Below are 15531 nucleotides of genomic sequence, written 5' to 3'. Positions count from 1 at the left end.
GCCCACCCCAGCGAGCCGGAGTAACGATCCGATAAACGCGCCCGGACGGGGACCGCAGCGGTCTTCCGCGGAACTGCGCGGTGCGGCACCATCCAACAGATGAAAAGCTAGTGCCATTCAGTAGCAAGATCTCGGGAAAGTCAACACATCGGGGAGGGCGGATGGCCAATTCGGTGGAGCACGCTCCCTCCGTGCCGACGCTGTCCTCCACCCGAGCTGTGGAGCGGGCGCTGGACCTGCTCGCCGAGGTCTGCGCGCAGGGATCCATCGCGCTGTCGGATTGCGCCCGGCGCGCCGAGATCCCGACCAGCACGGCGCTACGGCTGCTGCGCACGCTGGAGAACTCCGACTTCGTCACCCGGGACGCGGACGGCCTGTTCGGCGCCGGCCCGCGGCTGCTGCAGCTCGGTGCGGCCGCCCTGGGCAGGAACCACCTCAGCAAGATCGCGCAGCCCTGTCTCGAGCGGGTGGTACTCGCGACCGGAGAGTCGGCTTATCTCGCGGTCCGCGGTCCGGGGGACACGGCGCTGTACCTGGCGGTCGTCGAGGGAACCCACGCCATCCGGCACACCAGCTGGGTGGGGCGCACGGTGCCGCTGCGGGCCAGCGCCGTCGGTGCCGCGCTGCGCGGGGACGTCGGGGACCTCGGCTACGTCGCCCTTCGCTCGGCGGTGGAACCGGACGTCACCTCGATCGCCGCCCCGATCCGGCGACCCGACGGAGTCGCCGGCGCCGTGAGCCTGGTCGGGCCGACCTACCGGATAAGCGATGAAACAATGCGGCACTACGGTGCGATGCTCCATGATGAGGCAGCAGGCCTGTCCGCTCACTTCGAGGCGTTGTCCTCGACCGGCAGAGGAGTGACCCGCGCGTGATCCGATTCGACTCGGTATCCAAGCAGTACCCGGATGGCACGGTCGCCGTCGACACCCTGGACCTGGTGGCGCCGTCCGGCCAGATCACCGTATTCGTCGGGCCGTCCGGCTGCGGAAAGACCACCTCGCTGCGGATGATCAACCGGATGATCGACCCGACCTCGGGCACCATCTGGCTGGACGACCGCGACACCGCCACCGTGCCGACCCACGAGCTGCGCCGCGGAATCGGCTACGTCATCCAGCATGCCGGCCTGTTCCCGCACCGCACCGTTCTCGACAACGTCGCCACGGTGCCGTACCTGCTCGGCTGGGACCGCAAGAAGGCCCGCTCCCGCGCCCGGGAACTGCTGGAGCGGGTCGGCCTGCCCGCGCACTTCGCCGACCGCTATCCCGCGCAGCTGTCCGGTGGTCAGCAGCAGCGGGTCGGAGTGGCTCGGGCGTTGGCGGCGGATCCCCCGGTGATGTTGATGGATGAGCCGTTCAGCGCGGTCGATCCAGTCGTACGCGATCAGCTGCAGGACGAGTTCCTCCGGCTGCAGGGCGAGCTGGGCAAGACCATCGTGTTCGTCACGCACGACATCGACGAGGCCATCAAACTGGGCGACCAGGTCGCGGTGATGCGGGTCGGTGGCCAGCTCGCGCAGGTGGCGGCTCCAGCGGACCTGCTCAACCGCCCGGTGGACGCCTTCGTCGCCGGCTTCGTCGGTCGCGATCGCGGTTACCGGGCCTTGGGATTCACCAGCGCCGGGCAGCTCGCCACTCACCCCGAGCCGACGATCGCGATGAACGGGCCGGTAACCGGAAGCGACTCACGCGACGGCTGGCTGCTCGCCGTGGACGACCGGGGAGCGCCACAGGGCTGGCTGCGGCTGAGCGATCTCAAGCCCGGCGAGGGCACCGTCACCGAGAATCTGCTGCACCGCGGCGGAACTGTGGCTCAGCAGGGCGGCTCTCTTCGCTCGGCGCTGGACGCCTGCCTGTCCTCACCGACCGGCCGCGGCGTGATCGCCGACGAGAGCGGGCGGCTGCTGGGCACCGTCACCGCGGCCGAGGTGCTCGTCCTGATCGAGCACCGCGACGAATCCGGCCGCACCCAAGAGCCGGTCGGTGGCGCCCAATGATCCAGTATTTCCGTGACAATCAGGGTGAGATCGTGAGCTGGTTGGGCTGGCATGCCCGGCTGTCCGCGCTGCCGCTGGTGTTCGGGCTGATCATCGCCCTGCCGCTCGGCTGGCTGGCCCGGCGCTACCGGTGGGCCTATCCGCCGCTGGTCACCGTCGCCGGTCTGCTCTACACGATCCCGTCCCTGGCGCTGTTCATCCTGCTTCCCGGACTGCTCAAGACCAAGATCCTCGATCCCAGCAACGTCGTGGTGGCGCTGACGATCTACACCGTCGCGCTGATGGTGCGGGTGGTCGCCGATGGTCTGGCGGCCGTTCCGGGCGAGGTGCTGCAGGCGGCCACAGCCATGGGCTACCGCCGGGTGGGCCGGCTGATGCGGGTCGAGCTGCCGATCGCGGTGCCGGTGATCGCGGCGGGCCTGCGGGTGGCCGCGGTGTCCAACGTCAGCCTGGTGTCGGTGTCCGCGCTGATCGGCGTGCCGGAACTCGGCCAGCTCTTCACCAACGGGTTCCAGCTGTCGTACCAGACGCCGATCGTGCTCGGCATCATCCTGTCGGTCGCCCTCGCCCTCATCTTCGACACGGTGATCCAGCTTCTCGCCCGGCTGCTCACCCCTTGGCGTCGGGCGGTGGGTGCCTCGTGATCAACGACATCGCGAAGTGGCTTTCTGCTTCGGCACATTGGCACGGTGCGGACGGCGTTCCCACCCATCTCAAGGAGCATCTGCAGTATTCACTGATCGCGCTGATCATCGCTGCCGCCATCGCGGTGCCGCTCGGCCTGCTCATCGGGCACACCGGCCGGGGCAGCTTCATCGTGGTGGCGATCGCGAACTCGTTCCGGGCGCTGCCGACGGTCGGCTTGCTGACCTTCTTCGTCATCCTCATCTCGCCGCATATCCACAGCACGGGTCAGGCCCCGTATCTTCTCCCGAGCGAGATCGTACTTATTCTGCTGGCCATCCCGTCGATGCTCACCAACACCTACGCCGGAGTGGACGCCGTCGATCCGGCCGTGCGCGATGCGGCCCGGGGGATGGGGATGCGCGGTTCAGAGGTCCTCTGGCGGGTCGAGCTGCCCAACGCGCTGCCGCTGATCTTCTCCGGAATCCGCAGCTCCTTCCTGCAGGTGATCGCGACCGCGACCGTCACCGCCTACGTCGCGCTCGGCGGTCTGGGGCGCTACCTGATCGACGGGCTGGCGCAGCAGGACTATCCGCAGATGGCCTCCGGCGCGGTACTCGTCGCCGTGCTGGCCCTGGCGATCGACTTCCTTCTTGCGCTGATTCAGCGATACGCCGTTTCGCGCGGCATCACGGGCCGTTACTCGCGCAAGGTCGTCGTGGACTCCTCCGCGCAGAAGGCGCTGATCGCGGCGTCGCCCACAACCTGAACCGGACTACCGGCATGATCGGTAGGATCTCCATAAAATCGATAGGAGAGCTGGAAGATGAACCCTCTACGCACCCTGGCCACGGCCGTGGTCGGCGCGAGCCTGCTGGCGCTGGCCGCCTGCGGCGGCAGCTCCGACCCGACCTCGACCGGAACATCTGCCGGCGCGGGCGCCGGTTCGGCCGCTCCCACCGACACGATCGTGGTCGGCTCCGCCAACTTCCAGGAGAACGTCGTGCTTGCCGACATCTACGCCGAGGCGTTGAAGGCCAAGGGCGTCAAGGTCACCACCAAGCTCAATATCGGAAGCCGGGAGACCTACATCCCGGCGCTCAAGGACGGTTCCATCGACCTCATTCCGGAATACTCCGGCGTCCTGCTGCAGTACTTCGACAAGAAGGCCACCGCGGTCAGCTCGGACGAGGTGTACAGCGCGCTGCAGAAGGCGACCACCGCACCGCTCACCGTCCTCACCCAGTCCCCGGCCGAGGACAAGGACGCGATCGTCGTCACCAAGGACACGGCCGGCAAGTACAACCTGAAGTCGATCGCGGACCTGGCGGCGGTGGCGAACAAGCTCACCCTCGGCGCGCCGCCGGAGTTCCAGACCCGCGCAGACGGGATTCCCGGGCTGCAGAAGACCTACGGCGTGACCTTCAAGTCCTTCAAGAAGCTCGACGCCGGTGGCCCGCTGACCCAGAACGCCCTCAAGAACGGCCAGATCGACGCCGGTGACGTCTTCACCACCGACCCGCTGATCGCCAAGAACCAGTGGGTTGCGCTGGCCGACCCGAAGAACCTGTACACCGCGCAGAACGTGGTGCCGCTGATCAACAGCAAGAAGGCGTCGGACACCGTGAAGTCGGCGCTGGATGCGGTATCGGCCAAGCTGACCACCGATGACCTGGTGCAGCTGAACGAGAAGGTGGCGCTGAACAAGCAGAACCCGGTCACCGTGGCCAAGGCGTGGCTCTCGACGGCGGGCCTCAGCTGAGCCAGCCGGTGGCCGGTGCGGCGTCGTTCGATCGGATGTGGGCCGAGCTCACGCCGGTCGGACGGGCGGCCGCCACCGGTGGCTACCGGCGCTTCGCCTGGACCACGGTGGATTCCACGCTGCGCGAGTGGTTCACCGCCGAAGCCGGCCGCCGCGGTCTGGACGTGGTGCGGGACCGGGCAGGCAACCAGTGGGCGTGGTGGGGGAACCCCGCCAGCGTGCCCGGTGGTGGCGTGGTGATCGGCAGCCACCTGGACTCCGTTCCCGATGGTGGCGCCTTCGACGGCCCGCTCGGCGTGGTGTCATCCTTCGCGGCACTGGACTCGTTGCGCGCACAGGGCTTCGCGCCGTCCCGGCCGATCGCGGTCGTCAACTTCGGCGACGAGGAGGGCGCCCGGTTCGGCATTGCCTGCGCCGGCTCGCGCCTGATCACCGGTGCGCTGTCCGCGGACCGGGCACGAGCGCTGCGCGACGCGGACGGAACGAGCCTGGCGGACGCGATGTCCGGTGCCGGCTTCGACCCGACGCAGGTCGGCGCCGATGACGAAACCCTCGGCCGCATCGGCTGTTTCGTGGAACTGCACGTGGAGCAGGGCCGGGGCCTGATCGACCTCGGCCAACCCGTCGCGGTGTCGTCGCAGATCTGGCCGCACGGCCGGTGGCGGATCGAGTTGCCCGGGGAGGCGAACCACGCGGGCACGACTCGGCTGGTTGATCGCCACGATCCGATGCTGGCCTGCGCCGAGCTGATCCTGGCCGCCCGGCAGGCAGCGCAGCGGCACGGTTCGGTGGCCACCATGGGCAAGGTTTCGATCCAGCCGAACGGGGTGAACGCGATCGCCTCGCACGTCACAGCCTGGCTGGACGCCCGGGGTGCCGACCCGGACGCGGTGCGCGCGGTCGTCGACGAGCTGGCCGGTCTCGCGACGGCTGCGGATGGATCGCTGGAGCTGGAGTCCTGGACCGACAGCACCGTCTTCGACGCCGGCCTGAGCGACCGGGTGCGTGCGGTGCTGCCCGATGCCCCCGTACTGAGCACCGGGGCGGGCCATGACGCCGGCATCCTCGCCAACGCCGGCGTGCCGACCACCATGCTGTTCGTCCGCAACCCCACTGGTGTCTCGCACTCCCCGGTGGAACACGCCGAGACCGACGACTGCCACCGTGGTGTGGACGCGCTCGCGGCAGTGGTCGCCGAGCTGGCCGGGCCACCGGCGACCGTGCGGTGACCACCGCCTACTGGGCCGGCCACGCCTGGCTGGACGGTGGCGTCGCCGAGCGCGTGCGGCTGGTTGCCGGCGGCGGCCGGTGGGTCCGCGTGGAACGCGATGCCCCTGTCGTCGAAGGTGATCAGCGCTTGCCGGGCCTCGTGCTGCCCGGATTCGCCAATACCCATTCACACGCGTTCCACCGGGCGCTGCGGGGCCGCACGCACGACGGTGGCGGCACCTTCTGGACCTGGCGCGAGCGGATGTACGCCCTGGCGCGGATGCTGGAGCCGGAGTCCTACCAGCGGCTGGCCACCGCGGTGTACGCCGAGATGGCGCTGGCCGGCGTCACGAGCGTGGGGGAGTTCCATTACCTGCACCATCGCCTCGACGGCAGCGGTTACGCCGACGAGAATGCCTTCGGCCGCGCCCTGATCGCCGCGGCCGGAGCGGCCGGAATCAGGATCACCCTGCTGGACGCGTGCTATCTGAGCGGCGGCCTCGGCGCGGCGGGCTACCTGGGCCTGGACGACGTGCAGCGACGGTTCAGCGACGGGTCGGCGGCGCGCTGGCGACAGCGCGTCAGCGCGCTCACCATTGCGGAGTCGGATACCGCGCGGATCGGCGCGGCGATCCACTCGGTGCGCGCGGTGCCGGCCGACCAGCTTGCCGAGGTGGTGAGCTGGGCTCGGCAAAGACCGCTGCACGCCCACGTCTCCGAGCAACCGGCCGAGAACGAGGCGACCCTCGCCGCGCACGGCTGCACGCCTACCGAGCTGCTGGCGCGATCCGGCTTTCTGGGGCCGCTGCACACCGCCGTGCACGCCACCCATCTGAGCGCCTCGGACATCCGCCGCTATGGCGACACCGCCACCAACATCAGCTTCTGCCCGACCACCGAGCGCGACCTCGCCGACGGCATCGGGCCGGCCTCCGAGCTTTCCGCAGCCGGGGCGCGGCTCACCCTGGGCAGCGACCAGAACGCGATGGTGGACCTGCTCGAAGAGGTCCGGGCACTGGAGATGAACGATCGGCTGGCCTCGTTGCGGCGCGGCCGGTTTCCGCTGCCCGCGCTGGTGGACTCGCTCACGGCGGCCGGGCACGCAAGTCTCGGCTGGTCCGACACCGGCAGGTTGGCGGTCGGGCAGCGCGCGGACCTGGTGGCGCTCAGGCTCGACACCGTCCGGACGGCAGGTGCCTTGCCCGAGCAGGCGATCCTGGCCGCCGGAGCGACCGATGTGGATACCGTGCTGGTGGACGGCCGTGTCGTGGTCTCGGGCGGTCGGCACGTCCTCGGCGACATCGGCGCCCTGTTGCGCGAGGCCATCGAACCGCTCTGGCGCTAGCCGGTTCGATGATGCGGCTCAGGTAGTTCGTGTTGAGGGTGTTCTTGGCGCCGTGCCGACAGCCGGTCATGCACTCGCCGCACTCGATGCATCCGGTGCGCTCGGGACCGGCGCCGCCGAAGAACGGGTCGGGGACCGTCCTGCCCGGCTCCTTGACACCGTCCCGGCCGAAGGACACCCCGACCGGCGCGAGACCGAAGGTGTGCCCCCTGCCGAACTGCTCGGCCAGCCGCTTCATCTCGATGTCGGCCGGGGTCATCGTCGGATTGGGAACGACGCCCAGCATCCGCTTGGCCTGGGCGTAGAACGGCGCCAGCTCGGCGTGCCAGTCGGTGATGTGAGCCCACTGCGGATCGGCGAAGAACGGCAGGGCCGGTTCGTACAGCGTGTTGGCGTAGTTGAGCGAACCGCCGCCGACCCCCGCGCCTGCCAGGATGACGACGTTCTTCAGCAGGTGGATGCGCTGCATGCCCTTGAGCCCGAGCTTGGGTGCCCACAGGAAGTTGCGCAGATCCCAGGAGTTCGAGGGCAGGTTGTGCGGGCCGAAGCGCTGGCCCGCCTCCAGGACGCCGACCTGGTAGCCCTTCTCGGTCAGCCGCAGCGCGGTGACGCTGCCGCCGAAGCCGGAGCCGATGACCACGACGGCGTAGTCGAACCCGTCCGGCCGCTCCCGCTGTGCTGGCAAACCGCACTCCCGACTGACTGATGGTGTTCCGGTGGCCACACCATGCAGCAGCGCGGGTGCGATGTCCACGTCACCGAATCACGCCACCGAATAGGGTAGCCCGGTGAGCCGTTACCGGGACCAGTTGTGGAACGAGATCGAGCATATCTACGCGGCGATCCTGGAGCATCCGTTCGTCACGGGCCTCACCGACGGGTCGCTGCCGGCCCCGGTGTTCCAGCACTACGTCCTGCAGGATGCCCACTACCTGCGCGACTACGCCCGGGCACTGGCGATCACCGGCGCGAAGGGCGACGACGAGGACGCGATCGTGCTGTTCAGCGCCGACGCGGCTGGTGCCATCACCGTCGAGCGCAGCCTGCACGCGGGTTTCGTCGCGGACTTCGGCCTGAGCCCGGAGCAGGTGGCGGCCACTCCGGTGCTGCCGACCACGCTGGCCTACACCTCGTACCTGCTGCGGACCGCGCACCAGGGCTCGTTCGCCGAGGCCGTCGCCGTGGTGCTGCCCTGCTACTGGATCTACGCCCGGGTCGGCGAGGCGCTGCTGGCCGAGGGGTCGCCCGAGCCGCTCTTCCAGCGCTGGATCGCCACCTACGGCGGCGAGGAGTTCCAGCTCACCGTCGAGCGCGTGCTGCGGATCGTGGACCGGCTGGGTGAGCGACTCTCGGACTCGGAGCGGGCCCGCTGCACCGAGCATGTCGTCACCACCTCGACGTACGAGTGGCTGTTCTGGGACGCGGCCTGGCGGCAGGAAAGCTGGCCCGCCGAACTCGCCCGCTAGCTTCCCGGCGCCACCGCGGTCCAGGCGACGGTCAGCTCGCCGAGGCGGTGCCGCGCCGGCGGGCTGAGCACCGGCCACCGGCCGGCGACCTCGACGCACATGGCCTGCCAGCGCTGCCGAGCGCCGAAGGCTGCCAGCGGTGCGTGCAGGTCCCAGGCCGCGTCCATGGCGCGCAGCAGCGCGTGGATCGGCTCGCCGGCGACGTTGCGGTGGATCAGGGCCTTGACCAGCCGCTCGGCCAGGTCCGACGGCCGCTCGATGGCGTCCACCTTGCAGCACAGTGTCAGCGTCAGGGGGCCGGTCGCGTCCAGCAGCACCCAGCTGGCACGCCGTCCGACCTCGTCACAGGTTCCCTCGACGATCACGCCACCCGGCTCCAGTGCCACCTGCATCGTCTGCCAGTACCCGGCAACCGAGGGCTCGGGGTACTGGCGCAGCACATTGGCCGCGCGGACGATCACCGGGCGCCGGCCGGCGAGCTCGAAGCCACCCCGCTCGAAGCTGAGGCCGGGACGGGTCGCGGGCAGTGCCGCGGCCACCCGATCCGGATCGATCTCCAGACCGAGCACCGTCACGTCGGATCGGACCGGCTGCAACCGGGTCAGCAACTCGACCGCGGTGATCGGGCTGTCGCCGTAACCGAGGTCTATGACCAGCGGGTCCCCGGCGAGCCGCAGCCGATCGCGCAGCGCGAACGCCATCCAGTTGTCCATCCGGCGAAGTCGGTTCGGGTTGGTAGTTCCTCGGGTGGGCAGGCCGAGTGCCCGCGCCCGCCCGGCAGCCAGCCGGGGTTGTCTCTTCACAGATGGCCACGTTATCGGTGCCGATGCCCCAAAGCGGAGTGCAGCCAGCTACCGTAGGAGGTCATATCGGGCATCAGGAAGTGTGGCAGGAAGTGTGGTAGGCGTGGCCAGCGATCGGATCACCTTCGCTGACGTGCTCCGGGTGCGTGAGTTCCGGGTGCTGTGGCTGGCCGACGCACAGTCCGCCGCCGGTGACCAGCTGGCCCGGGTGGCCCTGTCCGTCCTGGTGTTCGAGCGAACCGCCTCGGCCGTGCTCACCGCGCTGGCCTACGCGCTGACGTTCCTGCCGGCCCTGATCGGCGGGGTGCTGCTCTCCGGCCTGGCCGACCGGCTGCCGCGCCGGCGCGTTCTGGTCGGCTGCGACCTGGTCCGGGTGGTCCTGGTCGGATTGATGGCGCTACCCGGGATGTCGCTGTGGCTGTTGGGTGGCCTGCTCATCCTCGTGGTCCTGGTCGACGCCCCGTTCAGTGCCGCCGATTCCGCCCTGGTGCCCGACATCCTCGACGGCGAGCACTACGTGGTGGCGACCGGGCTGCGCACCATCACCAACCAGCTGTCGCAGTTGGCGGGGTTCGCCGGTGGCGGGATCGTGATCGCCGCGATCGGAGCGCGCGCCGGACTGGCTGTGGATGCCGCCACCTTCGCGCTCTCGGCCCTGCTGATCATGGCCGGCGTGCACGCGCGGCCGGCGCCGTACTCGGTGGCCACCGAAGGCCATGAGCATCCCCCGAACACCGGAATGCTGTCCTCGTTCACCGGAGGCGTCCGGCTCATCTGGCGCAATCGCAAGCTGCGCACGCTGCTGGCCATGGCGTGGCTGGCCGGGTTGTACGTCGTTCCGGAGGGCGTCGCCGCGCCGTACGCCGACGTGCTCGGCGGTGGAGCGACGGCGGTCGGCCTGCTGATGGCCGCAATGCCCGCGGGCACAGCGCTAGGCACCTACCTCTTCCTGCGCTGCGTGCGGGCGCAGGCACGCCCGCGCTGGATGGGCCCCTTGGCGGCCGTCGCGGGCGTCCCGCTGGTGCTGTGCGCGGGGACGCCGGGTATCACGGCGTCGGTGGTGCTGTGGGCCGTGAGCGGGCTCTGCTTCGCCTACCAGGTACAGGTCATCGCCGAGTTCATGCGGACGGTTCCCGACTCCCAACGCGGTCAGGCAGTGGGCATCGCCTCATCCGGACTGCTGGCCGTCCAGGGACTGGGGGTACTGCTGGGCGGCTTTGTCGCGGGGAGGTGGGGAACCGAGTGGGCCGTAGCCGGCGCGGGGGCACTGGGTGCGGTGTTCGCGCTCGGTCTGACGTCGTCGTGGGCGCGGGCGAGCCGGGATGTCGAACTCGCTGATCCGGCACCGGTGACTTCGGCCGAGAGTTGAGCGCGTGGGGTGGACGTGGTGGCCTACGGCCAGCGGACGTTGCTGAGCATCGACTTCCTCCTCTCCGGCGGTTTCCGGTTAGTGTTCGAGCGATGACTTACGGCCAGCGGACGTTGCCGAGCATGGCGCACCTCCCTGTTCGTGTGCATTTGGATCATGTGCGGACTTGTGCGGTTGCCTTCCGGAAATGGGCTTCAGCGTGCAACCGCTACGTGCTGCGCCGTCCAAGTTCGTTGGTTTGCCGCAGGCCGATGACAATGTGCCGTCTATCCACTACCTTCGGCTGAATACGTAGGAGTGTCAGTATGTCTCGCACAGCACGCGGCGCAAAGCTTTCGCCGGCAGCAAGGATAGGTTCGTGGGATCTCTGGTCCACTCCACGGGCCATGCAGGCGTTCGTTCTGTCCGTCGACGTGCTGGTGCTCACCACGATGGTGACTCTGGTCGCCACCACGCAGCCGAGATGGTTCGACTACTCCAGGCTCGCGCTGTTGCTGGGCCTGTGCGTCGTATTCGAAGAGATCTCTACCCGGGTGTCCCGGCTGCGGGTTCGGTTGGCCGGCTACGGCCACGTCGACATGACCTCGGTCTGGACCTTCGCCGGCGCGGTGGTGCTGCCGCCCGCTGAGGCCGCCTTGTTGTGCGTGGCCGTCCTGGGCTACTCCTGGGCGCGCCGCGATCGCGACATCGGCATGCGCGCGTACCGGCAGGTGTTCGGCGCCGCGGTTGTCATCGGCTCCTGCTTCGCCGCCCGGGCAGCCCTCATGCTGTGGAACGCACACGGTGGCGTGCTGAGCCCCGCGCTGATCATGCTGGCGAGCGTTGCCACGGCGATGCTGGCGTACGCGGTGGTGAACACCGGCGTGCTGTTCGCCGCTATCTACCTGGCGGTCCGACCGCAGCGCCTGCGCGAGCTGTCGGACAACTGGCAGGACCTGTCACTCGAGGCGGCGACCCTCTGCCTGGGCGGTCTCACCGCCGCCGCTCTCTTGAGCGAACCGCTGCTGACGATCCTGGTCGTCCCGCCGATGTTCGTGCTGCAGCGCAGCGTGCTCACCAAGCAGCTCGAGATCGCCGCCACGACGGACGGGAAGACCGGTCTGCTGAACGCGGCGACGTGGCAGCACCTGGCTCAGCGCGAGCTGGCCAGGGCTGAGCGCGAACACCAGTCCGCGGCGGTGCTGATCATCGACATGGATAACTTCAAGCGCGTGAACGACACCTACGGTCACATCGCCGGCGACGCCGTGCTGCGGGCGGTAGCCGGCTGCCTCGCCGAAGAGATGCGCCGCTACGACGCGATCGGCCGCTTCGGTGGCGAGGAGTTCGTGGCGGTTCTCTCCGACGTCGACCAGGCGGCCGCGGTGGCGATCTCCGAGCGCATCCGTGAGCGAATCGGCGCGCTGGAAGTGCCACGTCACGACGGTGAGCCGCCGATCACCGAGCTGTCCGGCTCAATTGGCATCGCCTGCTACCCGGCGCACGGGAGCACCGTCGAGGATCTGCTGCACGCGGCCGACTCAGCCATGTACGCCGCCAAGCACTGCGGCCGCAACCGCGTCGAGGTGTCTGCTCGGTAGCCCGTACCTCCGCTCTACGTTCCTTCGCCGGCGCGCTGCTGTCGGGTTTGCGACCCGACACCGGTACCCGGCCACGTCCACTACCCACTCGTGCCCGGCCGCGCTATGGCCGGAAGTAGGCCGCCGGACGGTGGCCACCACACATCGGAAGTGAGGTCTGCGCTCACATGGCTGACGTCATCACCAGCGGGCGGGTGTCCTTCCGCGACGTGCTCCGGAACCGGGAGTACCGGTCGCTGTGGATCGCTGATGCCCAGTCGATGGCCGGGGACCAACTCGCCCGGGTGGCGCTGTCGGTGCTGGTCTTCGAGCGGACGTCCTCCTCGGTACTGACCGCCCTGACCTACGCCCTGACATTCCTACCGGCGCTGGTGGGCGGAGCGATGCTGGCAGGCATCGCCGACCGAATGCCGCGCCGGCGCGTCATGATCGGCTGCGACGTCCTGCGTGCCGGGTTGCTCGGTTTGATGGCCATTCCGGCGCTGCCTGTGTGGGCGGTTTCTGTGCTGCTGGTGCTGGCCGTGCTCGCGGGCTCGCCGTTCAGCGCGGCGGAGTCGGCGCTGCTGCCGGATCTGCTGGACGGCGAACGCTATGTCGTCGCGACCGGCCTGCGGACAATCACCAATCAGATGGCCCAGCTGGCGGGTTTCGCCGGTGGCGGCGTCGCCGTGGCCATCATCGGACCGCACGCGGGCCTGGGTGTCGATGCGGTGACCTTTGCCGTGTCGGCGCTGCTGATCACTGTCGGGGTCAGGCCCCGGCCCGTTCCCCGGCTCGGCACCGCGACGGGGGAGCCGGAGCAGAGCTACCTCGCCTCCATCGCGGCGGCCATCCGGCTGGTGGCGCGGCAGCCCAAGCTGCGCACCTTGCTGGCCTTCTCCTGGCTGCTCGGCCTGTACGTCGTCCCCGAGGGCATCGCACCTGCCTACGCCAGCTCGGTCGGTGCAGGCGCGGTCGGAATGGGACTGTTGATGGCGGCCGGTCCGGCGGGAACCGCCCTGGGCACGTACCTGTTCGTACGACTCGTCCCCGCGGCCGTGCGCAGTCGGTGGATCGGTCCGATCGCGATAGCCGGCGGTATTCCGCTGGCGCTCTGTGCCTTCCGGCCCGGCCTGGTCCTCTCGATCGTCCTCTGGGCGATCAGCGGAGCCGGGGCCGCCTATCAGGTGCAGGTGGCCCCGGATTACGTCCGGGCGGTGCCGGACGAACGGCGGGCTCAGGCGATCGGGGTGGCCGCGTCCGGCCTACTGGCCTCACAGGGAATCGGGATCCTGCTGGGCGGCTTCATTGCCGCCGGGCTGGGACCCGCACCCGCGGTCGCCTGGGCCGGCGGGGTGGCCGCGATGCTGGCCGGCTGGCTGACGGTTGCCTGGTGCCGGATGGACCGGCGTGCCAAGGCTGACGACGGTTCCCGGTCGCTCAGCAACTGAGAGATCCGGACGGAACTACCACTGGTGGTTGGTCATGGGTCCTGCTCCTGTCAGCTTGTGTGCATCTCAGCTTGTGGGCGTCGAGTTGACGATCATGGACGGGAGCCCTGATGGCTCCGACCGACTACCACTGGTGGTTGGTCATGGGTCTCGCTCCTCCCGGGTATCGCTGTGCACCCTGGGGTGGTGGCTCGGTCAGCTGGTTACCACTGGTGATTGGTCATCGGCTTCTCCGCTTCTAGCTGGTGGCGTGTCGATCATGGCGTCGGGGGCGAGTTCACCACTGGTGGTTACGCATGGGTCACCTCTCGGCAAATTTTTGAACGGTCCCGGTATCTTTTCGGCGTTCCGCCCCTCCGTAGCGGCGGGTGCCTAGCGGGATACTGCCCGCTGGTACGTCTAATCTGTGTTTGGTTACGCTATGTGACTAACTTTTCGGATTCCCGCGACTATTGAGCGCGTTACTCGCTAGTGTGTCCAATACCCTGGTGAACCGGCATTTCCCTGGCTTCGTACGCATTACTCACGGTGATGCCACGTTGCCGTCGGAGGTCGGATCTCCCGGCAAACTATGGTCAACTGGCTGATGACAGGTGGCTATCAACCGGTTACTGTGAGGACTCGAAACCCCTATCTCTGGAGCAGGCATGGTGTCGGTCGCGTCGATGTCACGTGCCTGCCTGCCCGGCCGATGGCGCTCGCTCGAGTTTTCCCGGCTGCCCCGCGACCTGCTCGGCTATCTACTGGTCGCCGAGATCGCCGCGATCGGATGGACGGTCCTGGCCTTCCGCAGCAGCCACCTGCACCGAGCCGAGTTGACCAGCTTCGTCATCCTGGCGGCCTTCTTCGCCGTCTTCGAGCAGATCTCTCCGCGAATAGAGCGCCTGCGCATCCGGATGACGGACAGTCACACCATCGACATGACGTCGGTGTGGACCTTCGCGGGCGTCATCGCGCTGCCCGCGGCGCTGTCCTCGACCTTGGTCATCCTCATCTGTCTGGTGACCAGCCGCGCCCGGTTGCGGGGCGGCAAGCGTCCGCACCGGCAGGTCTTCAGCGCGGCGAGCATGATGCTCGGGGCCTTGGCCGGCTCGATGCTGTTCCATGCCCCGCGGCCGCACATCCCGTACCTGGCAGACGGCGCGCTCGAAGCGGTGGCCGTGGCGCTCGCCCTGGCCGCGTACACCGTCCTCAACACCTCGATGGTGGCCGGAGCGATGTACCTGGCGGCCAGGCCGCTGCCGGTACGGGCGCTGTTCGGCACCGGCGAAGAGAACGCCCTGGAGCTGGCGACGCTCTGCCTGGGCGGAATGACGGCCCTGGCCCTCATGTACAAACCGTGGCTGAGCTTCCTCGTCATCGTGCCGCTGGTGTTGCTGCAGCGCGGGGCGCTGATCAAGCAGCTGGAGATCGCGGCGACCACAGATCCGAAGACCGGACTGCTGAACGCTGTCGCCTGGCGCCATATCGCGCAGAAGGAGCTGTCCCGGGCGGAGCGTGACCGGCGCGCCTCAGCGATCCTGATCATGGATATGGACAACTTCAAGTCCGTCAACGACACCCACGGTCATCTGGTCGGCGACGCCGTGTTGCAGGCAGTGGCCGACTGCCTGGTCGACCAGCTCCGCGACTACGACAGCGTCGGCCGGTTCGGCGGCGAGGAGTTCGTCGCCATCCTGCCCGAGGTGGATCTCGAGATGGCCCGCGCGATCACCGATCGGGTGCTCAGCAGCGTGCGCATCCTGGAGGTGCAGACCCCGGAGGGCAACACGGTTGCGGTCTCCGGCTTCTCGGCGTCGATCGGAGTCGCCCTGTACCCCGCGAACGGCGGCGACGTCGAGGCCCTGCTGCACGTCGCCGACTCCGCGCTCTACGCGGCCAAGAGCGCGGGCCGGGACCGGGTCGAGTTCGTCGGACTCGCGGACTAGCGGTGCCGATTCGCGT

General features: G+C 69.0%; 13 protein-coding genes and 1 pseudogene. 12 read left to right on the top strand and 2 right to left on the bottom strand.

All coding sequences use genetic code 11. The features are described from left to right. Positions 1-161 precede the first annotated feature (161 nt). The 7 genes from RM423_RS06260 to RM423_RS06230 are packed head-to-tail and all read left to right on the top strand — an operon-like array spanning position 162 to position 6939. Positions 162-875, top strand: a complete 714-nt coding sequence (locus RM423_RS06260; protein ID WP_311422149.1) for an IclR family transcriptional regulator — start codon at positions 162-164, stop codon at positions 873-875. After that, the gene (locus RM423_RS06255; protein ID WP_311422148.1) at positions 872-1999 is read left to right on the top strand and encodes an ABC transporter ATP-binding protein; all 1128 of its coding nucleotides are present in this window, start codon (positions 872-874) and stop codon (positions 1997-1999) included. The genes RM423_RS06260 and RM423_RS06255 overlap by 4 nt, the downstream gene beginning before the upstream one ends. Continuing rightward, a complete protein-coding gene (locus RM423_RS06250; protein ID WP_311422147.1) occupies positions 1996-2643 on the top strand; it encodes an ABC transporter permease in 648 nt (215 codons plus the stop codon). The genes RM423_RS06255 and RM423_RS06250 overlap by 4 nt, the downstream gene beginning before the upstream one ends. Continuing rightward, positions 2640-3392, top strand: a complete 753-nt coding sequence (locus RM423_RS06245; RefSeq protein ID WP_311422146.1) for an ABC transporter permease — start codon at positions 2640-2642, stop codon at positions 3390-3392. Before RM423_RS06250 ends, RM423_RS06245 begins: the two co-directional genes overlap by 4 nt. Before the next feature lie 57 nt (positions 3393-3449). After that, the gene (locus tag RM423_RS06240) at positions 3450-4385 is read left to right on the top strand and encodes an ABC transporter substrate-binding protein (RefSeq protein ID WP_311422145.1); all 936 of its coding nucleotides are present in this window, start codon (positions 3450-3452) and stop codon (positions 4383-4385) included. Continuing rightward, positions 4358-5614 (top strand): allantoate amidohydrolase, encoded by a 1257-nt coding sequence (locus RM423_RS06235; protein ID WP_311422144.1) that lies wholly within the window; start codon positions 4358-4360, stop codon positions 5612-5614. Before RM423_RS06240 ends, RM423_RS06235 begins: the two co-directional genes overlap by 28 nt. After that, complete coding sequence (locus RM423_RS06230) at positions 5611-6939, top strand: formimidoylglutamate deiminase (RefSeq protein ID WP_311422143.1); 1329 nt, start codon at positions 5611-5613, stop codon at positions 6937-6939. The genes RM423_RS06235 and RM423_RS06230 overlap by 4 nt, the downstream gene beginning before the upstream one ends. A gap of 19 nt (positions 6940-6958) precedes the next feature. On the opposite strand, the pseudogene RM423_RS25435 reads toward RM423_RS06230, so the two are convergent. Next, positions 6959-7624, bottom strand: a pseudogene (locus tag RM423_RS25435) (NAD(P)-binding protein); the annotation flags it as partial. Positions 7625-7727: 103 nt separating this feature from the next. Between RM423_RS25435 and tenA the strand changes: the two are divergent. After that, entirely contained in the window at positions 7728-8405 is a 678-nt protein-coding gene (tenA, locus tag RM423_RS06220; protein WP_311422142.1) for a thiaminase II, read from the top strand. On the opposite strand, the gene RM423_RS06215 is transcribed toward tenA, so the two are convergent. Further along, complete coding sequence (locus tag RM423_RS06215; protein WP_311422141.1) at positions 8402-9208, bottom strand: class I SAM-dependent methyltransferase; 807 nt, start codon at positions 9206-9208, stop codon at positions 8402-8404. The two genes, tenA and RM423_RS06215, sit on opposite strands and share 4 nt — an antisense overlap. Before the next feature lie 103 nt (positions 9209-9311). Here RM423_RS06215 and RM423_RS06210 point away from each other — a divergent pair, with 103 nt between their 5' ends. The 4 genes from RM423_RS06210 to RM423_RS06195 all read left to right on the top strand — a co-directional run bounded on the left by RM423_RS06210 (position 9312) and on the right by RM423_RS06195 (position 15515). Further along, complete coding sequence (locus RM423_RS06210; protein ID WP_311422140.1) at positions 9312-10577, top strand: MFS transporter; 1266 nt, start codon at positions 9312-9314, stop codon at positions 10575-10577. Positions 10578-10963: 386 nt separating this feature from the next. Further along, positions 10964-12157 carry a GGDEF domain-containing protein gene (locus tag RM423_RS06205; protein ID WP_311422139.1) on the top strand — a complete coding sequence of 398 codons (1194 nt, stop codon included), beginning with the start codon at positions 10964-10966 and terminating at the stop codon, positions 12155-12157. A 167-nt stretch (positions 12158-12324) separates the two neighbouring features. Beyond that, positions 12325-13587 (top strand): MFS transporter, encoded by a 1263-nt coding sequence (locus RM423_RS06200; protein WP_311422138.1) that lies wholly within the window; start codon positions 12325-12327, stop codon positions 13585-13587. 647 nt (positions 13588-14234) lie between these two features. Then, the gene (locus RM423_RS06195) at positions 14235-15515 is read left to right on the top strand and encodes a GGDEF domain-containing protein (RefSeq protein WP_311422137.1); all 1281 of its coding nucleotides are present in this window, start codon (positions 14235-14237) and stop codon (positions 15513-15515) included. Positions 15516-15531: the final 16 nt, after the last annotated feature.

This window comes from Jatrophihabitans lederbergiae, assembly GCF_031845305.1.
GTDB classification, from domain to species: domain Bacteria; phylum Actinomycetota; class Actinomycetes; order Mycobacteriales; family Jatrophihabitantaceae; genus Jatrophihabitans_A; species Jatrophihabitans_A lederbergiae.
Note: the sequence above shows the minus strand (reverse complement) of the source record. Positions and strands in the feature narration are given on the sequence as shown.

Coding starts and splice junctions, on each gene's coding strand:
- RM423_RS06260 (WP_311422149.1), top strand. CDS start 162: ATGGCCAATTCGGTGGAGCACGCTCCCTCCGTGCCGACGCTGTCCTCC.
- RM423_RS06250 (WP_311422147.1), top strand. CDS start 1,996: ATGATCCAGTATTTCCGTGACAATCAGGGTGAGATCGTGAGCTGGTTG.
- RM423_RS06240 (WP_311422145.1), top strand. CDS start 3,450: ATGAACCCTCTACGCACCCTGGCCACGGCCGTGGTCGGCGCGAGCCTG.
- RM423_RS06205 (WP_311422139.1), top strand. CDS start 10,964: ATGCAGGCGTTCGTTCTGTCCGTCGACGTGCTGGTGCTCACCACGATG.
- RM423_RS06200 (WP_311422138.1), top strand. CDS start 12,325: ATGGCTGACGTCATCACCAGCGGGCGGGTGTCCTTCCGCGACGTGCTC.
- RM423_RS06195 (WP_311422137.1), top strand. CDS start 14,235: ATGGTGTCGGTCGCGTCGATGTCACGTGCCTGCCTGCCCGGCCGATGG.